Annotated in this window: 17 protein-coding genes and 3 pseudogenes; 10 read left to right on the forward strand and 10 right to left on the reverse strand. The window is 63.9% G+C overall.

The features are described 5' to 3' along the window. Nucleotides 1–241 precede the first annotated feature (241 nt). Entirely contained in the window at nt 242–1,189 is a 948-nt protein-coding gene (locus ACN9M6_RS07875; RefSeq protein ID WP_419162382.1) for a DUF2442 domain-containing protein, read from the reverse strand. Nucleotides 1,190–1,437: 248 nt separating this feature from the next. Here ACN9M6_RS07875 and ACN9M6_RS07880 point away from each other — a divergent pair, with 248 nt between their 5' ends. After that, nucleotides 1,438–2,514: a hypothetical protein gene (locus tag ACN9M6_RS07880; protein WP_419162383.1), complete on the forward strand. Its 1,077-nt coding sequence runs from the start codon at nt 1,438–1,440 to the stop codon at nt 2,512–2,514. 771 nt (nt 2,515–3,285) lie between these two features. Here ACN9M6_RS07880 and ACN9M6_RS07885 read toward each other — a convergent pair. Further along, a pseudogene (locus tag ACN9M6_RS07885) lies at nt 3,286–3,789 on the reverse strand (transposase); the annotation flags it as partial. Nucleotides 3,790–4,077: 288 nt separating this feature from the next. Here ACN9M6_RS07885 and ACN9M6_RS07890 point away from each other — a divergent pair. Next, nucleotides 4,078–4,653 (forward strand): DUF3800 domain-containing protein, encoded by a 576-nt coding sequence (locus ACN9M6_RS07890; RefSeq protein ID WP_419162384.1) that lies wholly within the window; start codon nt 4,078–4,080, stop codon nt 4,651–4,653. Between the two features lie 329 nt (nt 4,654–4,982). Continuing rightward, on the forward strand, nt 4,983–5,951 hold the full coding sequence (locus ACN9M6_RS07895) for a DUF4268 domain-containing protein (protein WP_419162385.1): 969 nt from the start codon (nt 4,983–4,985) through the stop codon (nt 5,949–5,951). Here ACN9M6_RS07895 and ACN9M6_RS07900 read toward each other — a convergent pair. The 3 genes and pseudogenes from ACN9M6_RS07900 to ACN9M6_RS07910 form a co-directional block, all read right to left on the reverse strand. Continuing rightward, nucleotides 5,948–6,276 (reverse strand): annotated as a pseudogene (locus ACN9M6_RS07900) (integrase core domain-containing protein); the annotation flags it as partial. The gene ACN9M6_RS07895 and the pseudogene ACN9M6_RS07900 sit on opposite strands and share 4 nt — an antisense overlap. A 185-nt stretch (nt 6,277–6,461) precedes the next feature. Beyond that, nucleotides 6,462–7,451 carry an AAA family ATPase gene (locus tag ACN9M6_RS07905; RefSeq protein ID WP_419162369.1) on the reverse strand — a complete coding sequence of 330 codons (990 nt, stop codon included), beginning with the start codon at nt 7,449–7,451 and terminating at the stop codon, nt 6,462–6,464. Between the two features lie 51 nt (nt 7,452–7,502). Continuing rightward, nucleotides 7,503–7,856, reverse strand: coding sequence for a hypothetical protein (locus ACN9M6_RS07910; RefSeq protein WP_419162386.1), 354 nt, complete (start codon nt 7,854–7,856; stop codon nt 7,503–7,505). Between ACN9M6_RS07910 and ACN9M6_RS07915 the strand changes: the two genes are divergently transcribed. The 3 genes from ACN9M6_RS07915 (at nt 7,855) to ACN9M6_RS07925 (ending at nt 10,368) form a co-directional block, all read left to right on the forward strand. Then, nucleotides 7,855–8,280 (forward strand): arginase family protein, encoded by a 426-nt coding sequence (locus tag ACN9M6_RS07915; protein ID WP_419162387.1) that lies wholly within the window; start codon nt 7,855–7,857, stop codon nt 8,278–8,280. The two genes, ACN9M6_RS07910 and ACN9M6_RS07915, sit on opposite strands and share 2 nt — an antisense overlap. A gap of 175 nt (nt 8,281–8,455) precedes the next feature. Next, on the forward strand, nt 8,456–9,514 hold the full coding sequence (locus ACN9M6_RS07920; protein WP_419162388.1) for a type IV toxin-antitoxin system AbiEi family antitoxin: 1,059 nt from the start codon (nt 8,456–8,458) through the stop codon (nt 9,512–9,514). Next, nucleotides 9,496–10,368 carry a hypothetical protein gene (locus ACN9M6_RS07925; protein WP_419162389.1) on the forward strand — a complete coding sequence of 291 codons (873 nt, stop codon included), beginning with the start codon at nt 9,496–9,498 and terminating at the stop codon, nt 10,366–10,368. Before ACN9M6_RS07920 ends, ACN9M6_RS07925 begins: the two co-directional genes overlap by 19 nt. Nucleotides 10,369–10,539: 171 nt before the next feature. On the opposite strand, the gene ACN9M6_RS07930 is transcribed toward ACN9M6_RS07925, so the two are convergent. The 3 genes from ACN9M6_RS07930 to ACN9M6_RS07940 are packed head-to-tail and all read right to left on the reverse strand — an operon-like array spanning nt 10,540 to nt 11,677. Continuing rightward, nucleotides 10,540–10,971, reverse strand: coding sequence for a hypothetical protein (locus tag ACN9M6_RS07930; protein ID WP_419162390.1), 432 nt, complete (start codon nt 10,969–10,971; stop codon nt 10,540–10,542). Beyond that, nucleotides 10,968–11,369, reverse strand: a complete 402-nt coding sequence (locus ACN9M6_RS07935) for a VOC family protein (RefSeq protein WP_419162391.1) — start codon at nt 11,367–11,369, stop codon at nt 10,968–10,970. Before ACN9M6_RS07935 ends, ACN9M6_RS07930 begins: the two co-directional genes overlap by 4 nt. Then, nucleotides 11,366–11,677, reverse strand: a complete 312-nt coding sequence (locus tag ACN9M6_RS07940; RefSeq protein ID WP_419162392.1) for an ArsR/SmtB family transcription factor — start codon at nt 11,675–11,677, stop codon at nt 11,366–11,368. The genes ACN9M6_RS07935 and ACN9M6_RS07940 overlap by 4 nt, the downstream gene beginning before the upstream one ends. A 327-nt stretch (nt 11,678–12,004) precedes the next feature. Here ACN9M6_RS07940 and ACN9M6_RS07945 point away from each other — a divergent pair, with 327 nt between their 5' ends. From ACN9M6_RS07945 to ACN9M6_RS07955, 3 genes are all read left to right on the forward strand, one after another. Continuing rightward, on the forward strand, nt 12,005–13,084 hold the full coding sequence (locus tag ACN9M6_RS07945) for a helix-turn-helix domain-containing protein (protein ID WP_419162393.1): 1,080 nt from the start codon (nt 12,005–12,007) through the stop codon (nt 13,082–13,084). Between the two features lie 219 nt (nt 13,085–13,303). Next, nucleotides 13,304–14,113, forward strand: coding sequence for a TIGR04255 family protein (locus tag ACN9M6_RS07950; protein ID WP_419162394.1), 810 nt, complete (start codon nt 13,304–13,306; stop codon nt 14,111–14,113). 639 nt (nt 14,114–14,752) lie between these two features. After that, nucleotides 14,753–15,655, forward strand: a complete 903-nt coding sequence (locus tag ACN9M6_RS07955; RefSeq protein WP_419162395.1) for a hypothetical protein — start codon at nt 14,753–14,755, stop codon at nt 15,653–15,655. A gap of 406 nt (nt 15,656–16,061) precedes the next feature. On the opposite strand, the gene ACN9M6_RS07960 is transcribed toward ACN9M6_RS07955, so the two are convergent. Both ACN9M6_RS07960 and ACN9M6_RS07965 read right to left on the reverse strand, forming a co-directional pair. Beyond that, on the reverse strand, nt 16,062–17,138 hold the full coding sequence (locus ACN9M6_RS07960; protein ID WP_419162396.1) for a 3-oxoacyl-ACP synthase III family protein: 1,077 nt from the start codon (nt 17,136–17,138) through the stop codon (nt 16,062–16,064). A 225-nt stretch (nt 17,139–17,363) separates the two neighbouring features. Beyond that, nucleotides 17,364–17,552, reverse strand: a pseudogene (locus tag ACN9M6_RS07965) (HigA family addiction module antitoxin); the annotation flags it as partial. Nucleotides 17,553–18,173: 621 nt separating this feature from the next. On the opposite strand from ACN9M6_RS07965, the gene ACN9M6_RS07970 reads away from it, so the two are divergent. Continuing rightward, nucleotides 18,174–18,296 carry a hypothetical protein gene (locus tag ACN9M6_RS07970; RefSeq protein WP_419162397.1) on the forward strand — a complete coding sequence of 41 codons (123 nt, stop codon included), beginning with the start codon at nt 18,174–18,176 and terminating at the stop codon, nt 18,294–18,296. Nucleotides 18,297–18,341: the final 45 nt, after the last annotated feature.

Raw genomic sequence — 18,341 nt, forward strand, 5'->3', positions numbered from 1 at the left:
TTGCAAAGGTATCGGCCCCGGCACCGGAGGTGAACGTCCTCGGAGCCTGAGCGGCTGTAACTCAACGGTCCGCCGCAATCTCAACCGTTCGTCATCAAGCTGGGGCCGAGTGCCGTCACGGGCGTATGGGTTACGGTTCATGTTGCGGTGCTGTCGGCTTCTGGATTCGCGAGGGAACTCGTCCCTCACCTTCGGCAGGCAGCGCCAAAAGTACGGCTCCGCTTTGGGGGCCCCATCACCCTCATCGCGGCTCCGGTGATCCGGCTGCCGTACGGTTGGAGGATCGCGCCGATCGTATCGCTGGCGACGAAGTCGGAGTTGTGGTGCGGGGCAACCACGGTGTGGCTTTCGTCATCCCATCCTCCCGCAGACCCGTTATCCGTTCACTCAGTTCGTCCAAGAACTCCGACAGCGTCAGTTCGAGCCCCCGCGCGAACTTGTTCGCCGCGTCGACCGTGAGGCGTATCTCCTCCCTTTCCAACCGCCGGACGTGCCTCTCCGACAGCCCCGGGATCTCCGTCTGCTTCAGCCGCCGATCATGCCTCATGTGACGGAGGGCCTGCGACACATTCTCCATCTCGTACCGACGGATTTCCACCTCAGCCAGGTACACGGGATCCACGGCCTGCAACATCTGCGACGGACCCATATGTACGTCCCGGTCGGGCCAATGCAGGCAGGACCCGGCTGAATCGATCTCGAACCGGCGGACCTCGGCCGGCTCGAACCGCCCGACCTTGGGGAGCCGTCCGACCGGGAACCGCCATACGCTCATGTCCCCGAGGACTACCACCAGAGAGTCCTCGAGGACATAAGCGTCAAGGATGCCCTCCCACGCGGCCGGTCGCTTGAGCGCGATGACCAGCCGCTTCACGACGGAAGGATCCCGGCACACCTGCAGCCGCCGATCCGGCTTGTGGAGTCGAAGTGTCGAGGCGAGGCGAAGCACCGCCTGCTCCGGCACGTCCAGCACCACCAGGTAGCGTGTATCCGTATCCACCCAATCCGGCAGCCGGAGCCCGTCCCGGCCCAGCAGCTCACTTGCCAGAGCCACGACCAGGCTCGGAGACGGTCCGGCCTGAGCGGCGGCCGACAGCTGTTTCGCCAAAGCGCGAAACCCGGCGTCCGGCAAGCAGTCCTTCGCCATCCCGAAGAAAGCGATGTGGCTGAACGGTCTCGCGTCACTCATCCGCGGACAGCCTCATCCCCGAGGGGAGTAGGGGTCCCGACCTTCGTCGCCTTCGGGCTACCCGCGCGCCTGACTGCCCAACCATATGCTTTGCACCTCCTCCACTCGCGATGACCGGACACGATCGTATTGTAATCGAGCTTATTTGTCCGGCCAAGGTGTCGTTATCGTGCCTCGCGCGGCCCCATCGCCGCGGAGGGACCGATGTGAGCGTGTCAGGTTACATTTCTGGGCACCCGAGAAAGCAGATGCCTTCTGGTGCCCTCAGATATCTCGGCGAGACCATCGATTGGAGGAGTAATCTGGCAAAACGATCCATACCATTGCTGATGCGTCGGCTCCGTCAGGCAGGCTTCGGAAGCGAGTTCGTCTCTGCCGCGATCCTACCCGATTGGTGGGATCAGAGCTGTGTGAACCAACCCGAGCTCCTCCCCGAAATCGAGATCCGGGTAGGCCGCTTCTTGGCAGTCCCCCTCTCGACCGTGAGCGACCCCGAAACAACGCTGGAGCCCTTGGGATACCCCGAGGCCCGACTTCGGTGCGTCCGTGACATCGGCCGCGACCGTCTGGCGCCAGCAATCCACGCTGCGATGAGGATCGCCGGCGCCGTGGTGCGCAACCTGAAGGAGCCGGTGCCGGCGCCCGCGCGCCCCCCTTCCGACGGACTCGCGTGGCGCCAGGAGATCCGGGGTTTCGACGGCAGCTCAGTCTTGGACGCCATCGTCGAAGACCTGTGGACTCGAGGGATTCCCGTCGTTCCAGCCCACCTGCTGCCGACACCTGGTTTCCAGGGACTTGCCGCGGTGGTCGAGGACAGGCCCGTCGTCGTCTTGGGTCACAGGCATGACGAACTGGGCCGGGTCGCTTTCCGCATCGCCCATGAGATTGGCCACATCGCAAGGGGGGATTGCACGCCTGATGCTCCCGTGGTCGATGAGGATGAGGAGATTCTGGAGGACGGCGAGATGGAGGAACTCGCAGACGAGTATGCGGTCCGAGCGCTCGTTGGCGAAGCCGCGATTCCTGTGCCGAGCCCCAGCGCTCTTGGCAACTTCAGGGACCTGGCCACTCAGGCCGCAGCGGCGGCGCGGGAAACAGGCGTCGACGCGGGATCGATCATCTTCTCATGGGTGCGTACTACGGGCGACTACGCGACTGCCACCAGGGCCACGAAAGCCCTGTACCTCGCAACCGGAGCCACCCGAATCCTACGGCAGTACTTCAAGAGGTTCGTAGACGTGGAGGGCGCGTCTCTGAGTGACCAGGAACTCATGAGGGTGATTGTCCCTGGGTCGCCTCCCGGCTCCGATGCGTCTTCTCGTTGACAGCGACGCGTTCTGCAAGCTGGCCGCGTCCGATCTCCTGTCGGATGCCGCTGCACTCTTTAACGCCGAGCTCGGCGAGTGCGGTCGACTGCCGGCGCTTCCCCACATGCTGCGGCGTGGACGACTGCTGTACCGGTAGCCGTCCGGATGCACCGTCCGGTACTCCAGCCACAACAGCCTCAGGGTGACGTCTCGGCCTGCGCAGTCGCTCACCGTGCTGTTGGCGATGCCGAGTGAGGCGGCGATCTCTGCAGGACACCGATAGAGGAGTCAAGCCGTCGCTGGCGCGGACGGCGATGGGACGCTGGGGCGCTGGGGCGCTTCCAACTCTCGGCTTGACCTGTCCGCGGCACACGCGATGGTCTGGAAATGCCGGCGCGCGGATCCGCATCAAAACTCGATCTTGACCGCCACCGGAGGGGACCCCCTTTTCCTAGACTCACATGTCCATTTGCCTTCAGAAGAGAGGCTGCCATTGTTCGTCTACATCGATGAATCCGGCCACCCACACCCGAACGACCACCCACGACCGGTGGATGTTGGCGTATGCCTTAAACGAGAGGATGTGAGGCACATCGCAGGAGCCCTCCATCGTTTCAGTGAAGACTTCCGTGCCAGTATTGGCGGTTCGGCGACGCTCCGACGCGACGAGCGCGAAGGAAAAGCCACCGCCTTCCTAAGTCGGAAGGCGATATTGGGGCGCTGGCGCGCAAAACGTGTGTACGTGGACTCCGTGCGGAACCTGCCAACGACTTTGAGACACATGACGATTCAGTTTAGTGAACCCTCCTTTCGCCCGTTGGCCGGCTCTGCTCCATCGGCCGCCGTGACGGGGATCGCGCGGTTGATCCAGACCTCCGCCGGTAGTTCCGCGGCCCTCGGCGGGCCACCCACGAAGCGGTTGGGCCGGGCGGCGTAGGCCGCGGCCAGCACGTTCCGGCGGTGCTCGATCACCTCGGGGGCGCGGCCGAGGTGGACCTGCTGGGGCGTGAGCAGGCCGATGCCGCCGTGCCGGTGTTCGGTGTTGTACCACTGGAAGAACTCCCGGCAGAAGTCCTTCGCCTCCTCGATGCAACCGAACCGGCCGGGGAAGCCCGGGTGGTACTTGACGGTCTTGAAGTGCGCCTCCGAGTAGGGGTTGTCGTTCGAGACCCGGGGGCGGCCCAGCGACTGCGTGACGCCGAGGTCGGCCAGGAGCTGCGCCGTGCACTTGGCCGTCATGGGAGATCCCCTGTCCGAGTGCAGCGTGAGCACCCGGGGCTCAACACCGTGCTTGAGACACGGATCCGGCCAGGCCGGCGGTTCGCGTATAGCCTTAATGACGAGAGGATGTGAGGCACACCTCGTTCGCAGGAGCCCTCCATCGTTTCAGATGGAGTGAAGCGTCGCGTACACTTCGCGGTCCGCGAAGCAGTATTGGCGGTTCGGCACGCTCCGACGCGACGAGCGCGAAGGAAAAGCCACCGCCTTCCTAAGTCGGAAGGCGATATTGGGGCGCTGGCGCGCGCCACGACGAATCTCGCCCGGCGTCCGGCAGGCGTCCGCCTGCTCCACGATCGAAGCTTGTATGCCGCCGTGAAACGCCGCCGCGTCGCCTTCGCCGTGTACGTGGACTCCGTGATGGATCTCATCCGGAACCTTGATGTTACGATCTTCGCTATGGTGATGGAGCGCCCGGACAGACCAATCTACCGCGGAGATGACTTCCTCCAGACCCAACACCGATGGATCCTGGAGAGGGTCGACACCCTGATCGAGAGGAAGGAGACCGGACGTATGGCGACGGTGGTCTTCGACGGGCGCTCTCCCTCCGAGAACATCAGACTCGACAAGTGCTTCTCCAGCTTCTTTTTCCGTACGGCAGAAGGCCGCGCGATGACGCGGATCGTGCCTGGGGTGTTGTTTGTGGATTCGGAGATCACGCCGGGTATCAAACTAGCAGACTTCTGCGCCTACATTCTCAGAGTCTACTACGAGCAGGGGCTTGATCGGCAGGAGCCGCGCGGTGACCCCTACCTTGCGACGATCAAGCGATATGCGGACATCATCCGACAGAAGACCTTCGATTGGGATGAGGATGGCGTGAGATTTTGGGGAATCCGTACGATGGGGAAGGATCATTTCCGTTATGAGGAGTAACCTATCCCTCCTTAAAAGACGGGAGCCAGTTGCGGCACCAAGGATCAAGAAGACCCTCTCCGGGCACCACTCCCGGCTCCAGTTTTGGAATTTCTAAGGGTTCGAGGTTGTTGTCAACCCCTCTCCTCTTGGCGCGGCTTGGTGTACGAGATAAGGCCGTGGTGGTGTTCTCGGTCTCGTGCTCTTCGATTGAGTCCTGAGGCGAATCGGGGACAGCCGGCTGTGGGCGATTCATGCCGGCCTGAGTCTTAGGGTTGAGAAGATCCCCGAACCGGGCCTAGCGAACGCGAAGCAGCCTTCCCAAACGGAGAAGCTGGGGGATGTCACCCATGACCGAGAAGATGCCTAGGTTCGATGCCCTCGCGCGACTCGAGCCCGTGGACCTGCGCGACTGCTGGAAGAACGAGGCTACGGACTTCACGCGCTGGCTCGCACGCGAGGAAAACACCCAACTCCTGGGCGACACGATCGGCCTTGAGTTGGAGCTTGAATCGGGGGAGAAACCCGTCGGTCCCTTTCAGGCCGACCTTCTGTACAAGAGCACGGCTGATGATTCCTGGGTTCTCGTGGAGAACCAGCTCGAGCGGACGGACCACTCGCACTTGGGCCAGCTGCTCACATACGCGGCGGGGTTGCAGGCCGTCACCATCGTATGGATCGCTCGCAGGGTGAGGGAACAGCATAGGGCCACCCTCGACTGGCTCAACGAGGTGACCGATCGGCGCATCAACTTCTTCGGGCTGGAGATCGAACTCTGGAGGATCGGTGACTCTGCGGTTGCGCCGAAGTTCAACGTGGTGTCGCAGCCCAATGACTGGCTCGACCCCCTACCGCCCAAGCTTTCTGAGATCCAAAGGCTGCGCCTGGAGTTCTGGCACGCGTTCTGCGATCATGTCGCCGAGGAAGGGGCGAGGTTCAGTACTCGCAAGCCACACTCCGAGTCCTGGATGGAGATGGCGGTCGGCGCCGCCGGATTCCGGATCCGAGCCATCACTTCGACGTGGGATTCCCGGGATGGCAACTACGATTCCGGGGAGTTGCGCGCCGAGTTTGTCGTGAAGCGCCACGACGCCAACGACTTGTACGCTCCGCTGCATGCCCATGCCGATGAGATCCGGGAAGAATTGGGCGAGGACCTAACCTGGGACAACCCACAGGACACGAAGACGTGGAGAGCCTATCTCCGCAAGACCGCTGACATACAAGATCGTTCCAGTTGGCCGGACCAACACGAGTGGCTGCGGAGTCGCCTGGATCGTCTCTCCGAGGTCTTCGGGCCCATGGTGAAAGGACTCTAGCGGCAACGGGCCCCTCGAAATCGGTGGACGACTTCGTCGGTATCGGCAAGCTGCAGGGCGGCCTGATAGTTAAGCTGTTCAGTTGTCCAAAAAACTGGGACCACCTCAGTCTGCATCTCCTCCACCGACTCGTACCAAGTCGTCCTTCCCTTCACCCTGAGGTGTTCGTCCAGGAGCGTGCAGTGGAAACGCTCGATGAACCCGTTCGACTGCGGACGGCCCACCTGGGTCTTTCCAATGCTCGATCTCCTCGAGCCTGCAGGAACAGCTCGTAGGGGTGATGGTCCTCCCGACCGCAGAACTCGCGCACGTTGTCGCTGAGGATCGCCCGTGCCCCCGGCCGCATTCGCCCGGTATCACCGGACGACTCCCCACGGAACCAGTGGACGGCTTCGCTCGGAATGGGTGGTCGACTTCGTCGGAATACGCACGGTCTCTGTTACGCCTTCGAGAATAAAGTGCCGATTCCGCCCATCGTTTCCGTTCGCCATTGTGGGGACCGTGCGCCGACTACGCGTTTGGCTCCGCCAGCCTGTTGCTGACCGCCTTGAGCTCGTCGATCACGACCCGAATCTCCTCCTCCCGGATCCGCGCCCGCTGCCCGACCAGTGCGTCTTTGAGAACATCGTTTGCTACTCGCGCCACATCGGCGAAGCTCAGTCCCATAGCGCAGTCGGCGAGATCGCTCCACGCGATGTCCCGCGAGGCGGCCGGACCAAGCCGCGTTTGCAGTAGCTCGGCGATTTGGGGGACGTCCGGCATCTCGAAGTGAAGAATGTCGTCAAAGCGACGGAAGAGTGCCCGGTCGAGCACCTTTGGATGATTCGTCGCTGCCATCACGATGCTGTGGGAGTCGTCCTGCTCGATCATCTGGAGGAAGCTGTTCAGCACACGCCGGATTTCGCCCACGTCGTTGGAGATCCCGCGTTCCGAACCGATTGCGTCGAACTCGTCGAAGAAGTAGACGCCCCTTGTCTGGCCGGTGGCGTCGAAGATCTGGCGCAGCTTGGCTGCGGTCTCTCCCATGAACCTGGTGATCAGGCCGTCGAGCCGAACCTGAAGCAGGGGGAGACGAAGTTCCCCGGCCAGGACGGAGGCGGACAGCGTCTTCCCGGTGCCTGGAGGGCCCACAAGCAGGAGCTTGCGCCTCGGCGAGAGGCCGTGGTCGAGGATCTCGCCGGCGTGGCGCTGTTCGCGAACGACCCGGCAAATGCGACTTGCCAAGGCCTTTCCGAGGATCATGTCCCCGAGCCGCGCCTTGGGGTAGGAAACTTGGAGCAGGTTGGCCAGCTCCCCGCGCGGCCGACCAATCGGGACCGGGGATCCTGCCTCACCGCGGCTCTTGGCCTTATCGATAATGTCGCGCAGATCGGTGGCCAGTTTCCCGTGCCCGACCTTCGCTTCGTGGGCGGCGACCTGCATGGCGACCGAGATGAATCGGTCGTTGTCGCCCTCCAGATGCGACCTCAGCAACGCCTTGAGCTGCTCGGCACTGGCCATGGAAGCCTCCGGTTGGGATAGTGCGAATCGGATCGGTGGGAACGTAGCGATTCATCCGGTATCGTGCCCGTTTCCGCGCTCATGCGCACGCTGTGTCACGTTCCACCGCCGGAACAGCCGGAACAGGCTGAGGTTGCACCTTCGGACACACCGGCCGACACCGTGGCCGACGCCGCCGCCGAGCAGGAGCCTCTCCCGGCCGACTCGGCCATCATCCGGCTCGACGCGAGCGACCCCGACCTCGGAGTGTGGCGCGACCGCGACATCTCCGGGGATCCTCCTCGCGAACCCGGACCCATCCAGGTCGGATCCGTCCTCACGTTCTTCGGGCTGCCGATCGCGCGCACCGCCGAGGACCTCGTCGCGGGCGAGGTCGAAGTCGCCTTTCTGGGGGCCGGTCGACATGGGGGTGGGGTTCCGCGGGGCGGGCGAGGGGCCGACCGCGCTCCGCGCCATGCGGCGCAGCGTGGGCAGCATGGAGACGATGGTGCAGTGGCGAAGCGAACTCACGGCGGTCGACTTCGGCAACGCGCCCATCGACAACCTGAGCGTGGAGCGCAGCATGCCGCCGATCCGCCGCATGGTGCGCGAGATCGCGGAGACCGGCGCCATCCCCGTGATCATCGGGGGAGACCACTCGATCGAGTTCGCCAACGTGGTGGGCTTCGACCTCGTCGAACTCAACCCGCTGGTCGACCCGGGCTACACGACCGTGCTCAACGCCAAGCAGGTCGTGGACGAGTGCATGACGGGGATCGCGCTCAGGAAGCTGGGACTCGGAAACCGGGACTACCTGAGCCCGCTGACGCACGGGGACGGTCGGCGGTAGTCTCCCATCGCGCGCCAGCCTCGGGAGCACCCCGGTTTTCTCTCGAGAGAGGCATTTCACCGGTACGCTGAAAACGCCATATGGGTGAAATTCACTTGATGTTTTTCACCGTATGTGCTATTTTCAGCGTATGATGAAAACCCATGATTCAGTAAACGACCCAGGAATCGCCGCCTTGCACGCGGCCCGCGACCTGCTCGGACACGTGCCGCACCTGGAGGCCGGTGCGGTCCGCCAGGAGCACCGGCTCGGCCACGCTCGCATCGACGGATGCATCGAGTTCGAGCACGGCGATGAGGCCTATGCCCTCCTCATCGAGGTCAAGCGGAGCGGTGCTCCTCGTTTCGTCCGTTCCGCAGTCTATCAGCTCAAGGGATACCTGGCGCATGCTCGCGAGTCCGCCCCCGGGGACCCCGGCCAACGATGGATCCCCATGCTCGTGAGCCCATACTTGTCGCCCGAGTCTCGGTCGATCTGCATGGATCACGACGTCGCTTACCTGGACCTGGTCGGGAACGCACATCTCGCTTTCGATAACGTCTATATCGATCGGACCGTCGCTGACAGGCCCAAGTCTGCAACCCGCGCTCTAAGATCGATGTTCACGCCGAAGGCGGCCGCGATTCTCCGGGTGCTCCTTCGCGATACTGCCCGGGCATGGCGCGTAACGGAACTGGCGGAAGCGGCCGACGCGAGCCTCGGCCACGTGAGTAACGTTCGCAAAGCCCTGCTGGCGCGGGAATGGATCGAGACGCAGAAGGACGGTGTCATCCTCGTCCAGCCGGACGCGCTACTGAAGACGTGGCGCGAGGAATACCGCAGGCCGACTGGCCGCCGCATCAGCGGGTACACGCTCTTCCATGGCAAGCAACTCCACGAGCGGCTGTCGGGAAAGCTCAATTCGGAACCACAGCGTCCGCGCGCAATCTACTCGTCGAATTCAGCCGCCCAATGGCTGGCGCCCTTCCTCCGTGGTGGCACGCACAACTTCTACGCCGACGAACCGGGCGCTCGGGTGTTGAAGGAGGTGTTGAAGCTGACCCGTGCCGAGAAAGGAGCAAATGTTACCGTGTGGGTCCTCAAGGATGAGAGTCTGCTCAAGGACGCTGTTGAGCCGGCGCCAAGCGTCTTCTGCACATGCCCGATCGTCACGTACCTCGATCTCTGGAACGGCAACGATCGGGATCGTGAGGCGGCCGACCACTTGGCTTCGAGGTGCTTTCCGTGGCTGTGACGGAGCCTCAATCCGCCGGCGACTACGATGATCGGACGACGGCGGCGGTCAAGTCCGTGTTGGTCGAGATCGGCCAGGTCCTCGGCAGCTTCAGGGGCAAGTTTGCAGTTATCGGCGGGGCTGTTCCCTGGCTGTTGCTGAGCGAAGCCGACATGCCCCATATCGGAACCCTCGATGTGGACCTCGGTCTCGACGCCTCCGCCCTGGGCGACGGCGAATACGTTCGACTTGTCGAAGCCCTGCAGACACACGGCTACCAGCAACGGGAGAGTCTGCGGCGTTTCCAGCTCGTCCGCACCGTACCCACCAGGGATGGGGGACCCGACATCGACGTAGTCGTCGACTTCCTGATGCCGCGCGACGCCGAGATTGTAAGGAACAGGCCGCCGCTCATCAGCCAGTTTGCCGTCCAGCGAGCCGACGGGGCCGACCTGGCGCTCAGATTCTATCAGATGGCCGCCATCGAAGGAGATATGCCCGATGGGGGCAGGAATCTCGTTCGTATCGCCGTTGCGTCGATTCCAGCCCTCCTGGCCATGAAAGGCTACGCCATCGCCAATCGGTTCAAACGCAAGGACGCCTATGACATCTACTATTCGATCCGGAATTTTCCGGATGGGATGGACGCACTTGTAGAAGCAACCAGACCTCTTCTTGACGTACCATCGGCACGGCGAGGCTACTGTTTGATCGCCGACAAGTTCCGTGACGTCGAAGACTTTGGACCGACGAGCGTCAGGCGGTTCGTGGAGGAAGCCGACCTGCTCGGCGACCGCACCGCGGATCAATGGCAGCAAGACGCCTTCGGACAGGTTGACGCATGGCTCAGAGAACTGGGCCTGAGGGTTACATGAACGCGGCGGTCAGGCGCGTATGCCGGACATGTACCGAAGGATACAAACTCCCTGCACGGCCATCAACTCGAATCCCTCGACGTGGTCGAGCGGCAGATCGCCGGTCCGGCCATCCATTGAGTCCCTGCTGATCGAGGCCGGGCGCGACTCCGGCAGCCCGGGAATGGACTGCTACGCGCGCAACTTTCTCGATCCGAACCAGACGCCCACGGCCCCGATCAGCGGGTTGAGCCAGTTGAACCATGCCGGGTGGAGGGCGCCCGCGGTCGCCTCCATCATCGACACGTCATCGGGGCGCGGTCCCGCCGGCATCTCCACCGGCATCAGGGCCCTCACCACCCCGAGTACGATCACCATGGCGATCAGAATCGTGGCGGCCCTGGCATCGTGCGCCACCCTGGCACAGACTCGTCCGCCGATGTACGCCGCCACGAGCCCGAGCACGCCCGAGCCGAGTGCCCAGCCGCCGGGTACCTCCCACGAACCCGGCTGGAAGGCCCGCGAGGGCCCCACCGTCAGCCACAGAAGCGAGAAGAGTGCGAAAAGCACGGCGGCCATGGCAATGTAGCCGACGATGGCGGCGAGGATGTTCCTGAGCATCATGTGCCTCCCTGAAGGTTCTCCTCTGAAATCTGGATCAGGTTGCCGCACGAATCGTCGAAAACTGCGACAGTAACACTCCCGAGGTCTGGTGGCGGCTGCACGAATCGCACGCCTTTTGCCGTGAGACGCTCGTGCTCGGCTTCGATGTCATCGACTGCGAAGGAGGCACTGGGGATCCCGTCCTCCATAAGCGCAGTCTTGAACGGACGGACTGCGGGGTGGCCATCGGGCTCGAGCAGCAACTCCGTCCCCTCGGGAGCTTCCGGGGATACCACGGTGATCCAGGCGTGATCTCCCATGGGGATGTTGTGCTTTACCCGAAAGCCGAGCGTCTCCGTGTAGAAACGAAGCGCCTTCTGTTGGTCGTCCACGAAGACGCTGGTCAGGTGGATTCTCATTTCCTTACGCCCTCATCCGTTGAGTGTGAAGTGTCCTCGTCTGTCGAGGTGGGCCACCGTTCCCCGATTGCCTTCAGCGGGGCGCCCTCGAACCAGTGGAGCTTCGACCTCCCCTCGCGCCTCGTGCGGATGAGCCCGGCGGCTTCCAGGACGTCCAGGTGTTGCGAGATCGCTTGCCGCGAGGAGTTGATCCCGTGTTTCATGGTCAGGCGCGCACAGAGTTCGAAGAGCGATTGGCCCGACCGATCGACGAGTTCATCCAGGATGGCCCGCCTGGTTCGGTCAGAGATCGCGCGATAAACGTCCACATGCCAGCCTAAGGCAAGTGTCCACTTGCATGCCACGGCTTGATGATTATACAAGCGTGGACTTGCATGCCAACTCCTTCGGGTCGGTGATCGCCGCGAAGCTCCACCTGCTGGACATGCTGCTCGCCGCGGGCCAGCGCCGCTCACGATCGCGTCAGCCTCCGGAACCTGAACAATGCGAGCCACTGGTCGAAGGTGAGGGCGCGGGGCGGCCCGGAAGGATCGAACCTGAGATCTCGACGCAGCCGGCGAGCAACCTGTAGTTGACATTATGGAGACGATTCACGCAGTTTGTCAACCATCGTTTACGCGAAGAGAGGGGACGGCATGTTTGGAAAACGACTACGGCTCGCCCGTAAACGCGCCGGCCTTTCCATGCGGGCGCTGGCCGAGCGGATGGATCCGAAAATCACCGCTCAGGCCATCAGCAAATACGAGGCGGGGAAGATGATGCCGTCTTCGGCCGTCCTGGTCGGTCTCGGGCAGGCTCTCGATGTGTCGCTGGACTTCCTCATGAGCTCCCAGGTCGAGGTCCTCGACGGCCTTGAGTTCCGGAAGCACTCCAGCACCTCCGCCCGGGATCGCGCCAAGGCCGAAGCCGTGCTGATCGACAACCTCGAGCGATATCTGACCATCGAGGAAGTCCTCGGTATTCCACCTGCGAGCGACCGTTTTGAAGGCCATCGGTACGACGGCGTTGCCGATGTCGAAGAGATCGATGACAGGGCCGATGAACTCCGCAACGCGTGGGACCTCGGCCTGGATCCCGTGCCCAGCCTGTGCGCCCTCCTCGAGGAGAAGGGGATAAAGGTGATCGAAGACGATCTCCCCGAGCGCATCAACGGGCTGGCCTGCCGAGTCCTGCGAGAGGGCAAGCCGGTCGCCGACGCCGTCCTCGTATCGAGTCGGACCAACGTGGAGCGGAAACGATCCACCCTGGCCCACGAACTCGCGCACAGGATCATCCGTTCCACCGGCAACCCGGCCATCAAGCTGGAAGCGGCCATGAACCGTTTCGCAGGCGCCTTCCTTGTCCCGGGCCAACATCTCATTCAAGAAGCCGGGGAAGGCCGCCGCCGCATCACCTATCATGAAATCGTCCGCCTCAAGCACATGTACGGCGTGTCAGCGGCGGCCATGCTGGTACGCCTTGGTCAAGTCGGCGTGCTGCCTCGTGCCGCGGTCCAGCGCGCGTTTCGAACCTTCGCCCGCTCCTGGCGCAAGTCGGAACCGGAACCCATTCACGGCAACCAAGGGTTCGCGGCGTTCGAGAAGCCTCGGCGCTTCAAGGGCCTCGTCTTGCGCGCCGTCGGCGAAGAGCTGATCTCGCCGGTTCGGGCGGCCACTCTCCTTAATGAATCCCTCGACGCGGTCGAGCAGCAGATCACCGGTCCGATCCACCAGTGACGCGTGTCACTGTCAACGACGCTTCCTGCCTGATCGACCTCCGCAAGTTGGCTCGCCGTTCTACGAGCTGCCTGAACCCGCTCGCTCCGGAACACAAGGTCATCCGGGCAACCCTCCGAGCCTATTTCACACTCTACTTCACAAACGAGACACCCTGCGGTATGATTCCCTGGCGAGCCACCGCATAGCCACGCCGTTCATCGACAAACGAGCCATCACGTGAATGCTGCCGACACGCCTCTGACCGGGCCGCCCCCGCCCGAGGTACCGCTGACTGACCCGCCGCTCGTGCGGGTCATCGCCCAGGTGCGCTTTCCGCTCATCGCGTCGTTGGAGAAGCGGGAGTTCATCGCGTCATTTCAGGAGGCCATTCGGGAGTTCTACCCGGTGCTGCGTCCAGAGGAGGGACGCAGCGTCGTCCTGGGCTCACAGGGAGCGGTGGACACACGTTCGAACACCTTATGGCGCTTCAACGAAGCGAGAGGGGCATGGCGTGTCACACTGGCACCCGACTTCCTCGCGCTGGAGACCACGAAATACACGAGCCGTGAAGACTTCATGGAGCGCTTGAGGCTGGTCTTGGAAGCACTCAAGGAGCACGTCGATCCGCAGGTATTGGATCGCCTCGGCGTGCGTTACATCGATCGCGTGTCCGGGGAGAACCTGAGCGCTCTTCCCCAGCTCGTTCGCCCGGAAGTGGCGGGCATTCTGGGATCCCCACTCGCCGCACGTGCTCACCGCGCCGTCTCGGAAAACGTGTTCATTCTGCCCGGGAACGCGGGTCAGATTACCGCCCGCTGGGGGCTGCTGGCGCCGCGAAGCACGATTGACCCCGGGGCGCTGGACGCTATCGACGAGCCCAGCTGGATCCTTGATACCGACGCCTTCCAGTCATTTCAGACAGGCAGCCGGCGGCTCGATGTCGACTCGGCGGTCGAGCAGGCGCGAGGCTTCGCCGAACGCATCTACAGCATCTTCCGCTGGGCGGTAACGAATGAGTTTCTGCGACGGTACGGAGGTGACCCATGACCCTTGAATCCCTGCTACGCGAGTCGGCCGTCGGTGACGGAACGACATCCTTTTCCGGTCGCGCTGGCATCCGGGATCGTGCCTCGCTGTCGGTGATCATGGTAAGCGGTGCGTTGTCGATCGCCGGCACGTCGTCCGCAGAGCCTACGACAATCTGGGGGGCACCGTACGTACACGAATCCGATACGACCGCTGGCGGACCAAGCCGCGACGCGGTGGCGACACAGATGGAGAGCGAGACCGAGGCCACCCGTAAGGCCGTCTCTGAACTGCGTCGAATCTCTGGCCTGACTTGGGAACAGCTCGCCGGGCTGTTCGGGGTATCGCGTCGCAGCGTCCACTTCTGGGCCAGCGGGAAACCGCTGAACGCCGGCAACCACCAGCGGCTCATGCGTGTGCTGGATGTTGTCCGGGATGCCGACCGTGGCACGGCACGCAGCACGCGTGCGGCTCTGCTCGATGCCCGTGCGGGTACGACTCCGTTCGAAATGTTGGCGGACCAGCAGTTTCGGGAGGCATATTTGGCTCTTGGTCGAGGGCGCACGCGCCTCGTGCCGGCGCTAACCCCGCTCAGTGCAGCGGCGCAGACGGCGCGTAAGCCCCTCCCGCCCGACGAGCTCTACGACGCGAAGAGCGACCGTGTACACCAGGAACCGGGGCGTGCACGCGCCGCTCGAACCGCAAGGGGCCAGCGGCGTGGGCGCGGTTGAAAGTGCCGGCGGTGAGCAGGTCGACGAGAGAATCGCGACTTGGCGTCAGGGCGACTGCGTCGTCGAGGACGACTGGTTTCTGTATCGGACAAGCGCGGAAAACCCGCTGACCGACGCCGGCAAAGCGGCGGTCGTTGAAGGAGCCGAGAACGCCGAGTCGTCCGTGCGCGGCTTCGCGGTCCTCACGCAGACCTGCGACCTGGTCCGAAGCTGCATTGATCGCCCGTTCGCCGAGGTCAGCCCGCTGGTCGACGTGGATGATCGGGTGCTCCGCGAGATCGAGCGCGGGCGAAGGCCAAACTACGGCTTCATCCCGGGAGTGGCCGACCGCCGCCTCGTGGCAGAACTCGACCGAGTGATGACGGTCGAGAAGGCGGTCGTGGCAGGTTGGGAGCGGATCGAGGGATGCCGGACGGACGAGGAGATGCGTCGCTTCTCCCTCGCACTGGCCCGGAAGCGATCGAGGACGGCGTTCCCCGACGACTTTGTCGTGTTCGCCAGGCCGTTGATGGACCGGATGTCGGAGAGACACGACAGGCAGAGCGATGAGGGGCGGGCCCTCCGCTCGCTCCGCGAAATCCGAGTTAGAGCGGCCCCATCGTGGGACGCCGATGCCGTGGAATTGATGTTCTGGTTCATCCGGAATGACGACGAGCCAGCATTCGAGACCGAAGACTGGGAGCACTGCCTGACAGCTCTGCCTCAGCCGCATTCGACATCGGGGCGCTTCGTCCGTGTGGATGGCGTGGTCCTAACTCTGGATGACCTGACCGCCCGCGACTACGTCGAGAGCGACCCGCTCGATCTGGACCACCTGTCGACGCGGGGGTAGTAGGCACAGATCCCACTCCCCAACACCGCATCGGAACTCGCCGGCAGGTCAGATGAGGATGGACACGCCCCCCCGCTTGCCCCCCGACTTGGCCCCAATAGGCTTCCCCTCGAGACCACACCTGCCCATCGCCACCTGAGCCGGACGTGATCGAAGCCATGACGTCCCGCCCGTCTTCCGCCGCCCTCCTCCTGTGCAGCCTGCTGCTGACGGCCTGCGAGGTTCTACCGCCGGAACAGGCCGAGAACTTGGACGATGTCTTGCCGGATTCACGCCATCTCAAGCACACCTGATAGGCGTGAGGTCGGTGCTTCACCAACTCCACCCGGGCCCTCTCTCCCGCCGGCTCCGATCTCCGCCAACCGCATCGCCGCTCGAATGCTGGCAGGATTTGTCCGCGGGCTCCCTAGAAGCGCAGCAGTGCCGCCGCCCAATGGAACCCGGCGCCAAATGCGGTAAGCAGGACCAGGTCACCGGGCTTGATCCGCCCCTGATCCCGGGCCTCCCACAAGGCCAGGGGCACGGACGCCGAGCCTGTGTTGCCATACTTGTGGACGTTGACGAAGACCCGTTCATCGGGGAGGTTCAGCCGTTTCCTGACCGCATCCAGGATCCGCAGGTTGGCCTGATGCGGCACGACGAGCGCTACGTCGTCGATGGAGACACCGGCCTTCTCCAGCACCTGGTGGGACGCCGCACTCATGCGGCTGACGGCCTCGCGGAATACCTCCCGTCCCCGCATGACGACATGTTTGTGGAGCCCTTGCTCCACCCGCTCGACGGTGGTGGGCACGCGCGTGCCGCCCGCCTCCACCCCGAGAATGTGACTCTTGCTGCCGTCCGTTCCCGCCGTAGCGGCCACGATTTCGACCGCGCCCGGGTCCGGTCCGACGACCGCCGCGCCTGCCGCGTCGCCGAAGAGTACACAGGTGTTGCGATCCTCCCAGTCCATGAGCCGGGTGAGGAGCTCCACGCCGATCACGAGCACCCGGCGGCCGTCCGCGAGGGCCCGAGAGCGGGCGATGTCCAGTGCCAGCACGAACCCCGCGCAGCCGCTGCCGCCCAGGTCGTAGCACGGGATGTGGCCGACGCCGAGACGAGTCTGGACGTACGCCGCCGTATCGGGGATGAAGACCTCGGGCGTGTCGGTCGCAAGGACGATCTCGTCGATATCCGCAGGCTCGAAGGCGCCGTCGGCCAGAGCTGCCCGGGCTGCGGCCAGCGCCAGATCGGCCGTACTCTCTTCATCCCCTGCAATTCGGCGCGTGTGTATGCCTGTGCGCGTCACGATCCATTCGTCCGAGGTGTCGACGTACTCCGTCCATTCGTCGTTCGTCATGACGCGCTCGGGCAGGTAGACGCCGAGGCCCAACAGGCCGATGGGGTGCGGGCTTCTGGTGCCTGGCTGGTCCACTTCGTCCTCGCCCTGGTGAGTGACCGCGCGGGTGTGGGGGATGCCTTTCCGGTTCGGATTGTAAGGCATTTGGTGGCCGCTTACGCGGAACCTCGTCGGAGTCCGATGGCCTCGCATGCCTGATACCTGACGGGATGAACCGCACGAGGGGCACATGTTCGAACAGGCACATAGACTTGGAGGGTTTCGCCGCCAGCCGGATTCCTGACACCTTGAGATGGCGCATCGACTCACTTCCGTGATGCGCGGCAGGAGGCCCGGACTGGAGCGTGGAGACGGCACTGGTCGCCTTCTCTACACCACCGCATGCCGCGGCGTGACTTGCTCGGCGATCTCGCGACCCGCCTCGATCGCCGTCCGGCGAAGCTCCCAGGTCTTCTGAAGGTTCAACCACAGTTGCGGCGTCGTCCCGAAGTACCTGGCCAACCGCAACGCCGTATCAGCGCTCACGCCGCGCTGGCCGTTGAGGATCATGGTTACCCGGGTGCACCGGCCTCATGCCGTTCCTCGCGTTCATGTCACACGCCTCTCAATGATAATCCACGACCTCGACCTCGCATGGCCCGTCGTCACTCCAACGGAAGCTAGTGCTCCGATGCGCCATCGGCGCTTACGATCGCAGCAGCCTCCGGAACCTGAACAATGCGAGCCACTGGCCGAAAGTGAGGCCGCTGGGTGGTCCGGAAGGATCGAACCTGAGATCTCGGCTCAGCGGGTAGACTTGTGTTCGCGTGAATTCGGATCGCAGACACCGCCTGATCGAGCGGCCGTCGCGGCCGAAGGAACTCTTGATGAAGCGCCGGTAGTCACGGCCTGTAATCGGTCCACAAGCGGTCTGGTTCGACGGGCGAGCCAGAGCGCGACGGCGACCGGTCGCACCCACGCCACCGCCAGGCGTCAAAGGCCAGCCCGATCGACCTCGCCGCGGGCTATCCCCAGCTGCTGTCAGACGCGTCGATGCCACCTGTGTCGCCTGTGCTTGGCGGCCTCGGCTCAATCCGGCACCGTGCCTCTGAGCCGTCAGAGCGCGCCAAGTCCACGAGATCTGACTCGCCCGTTCTGTCGGAACCGACCGCATCTGGTCAGGCGGAAGGAGGTCCAGGAGTGATCGCGGCCACGCTCTCGATCGTCGTCTGGTTCGTTGCCGCATGGCTCGCCAGCAGGCGGAGGAGCCTCTCGGAGTTCGGGATCGAGCACGGCGGGGTCCCCCGCGCAGATGGGTGCTGATCCCAACCGCCCGGTGGATCCTCGACCCAGGGGGGACACTTGGTG

Origin of the sequence: Candidatus Palauibacter sp., assembly GCF_965197445.1 — a bacterium.
In the GTDB taxonomy this organism is placed as follows: domain Bacteria; phylum Gemmatimonadota; class Gemmatimonadetes; order Palauibacterales; family Palauibacteraceae; genus Palauibacter.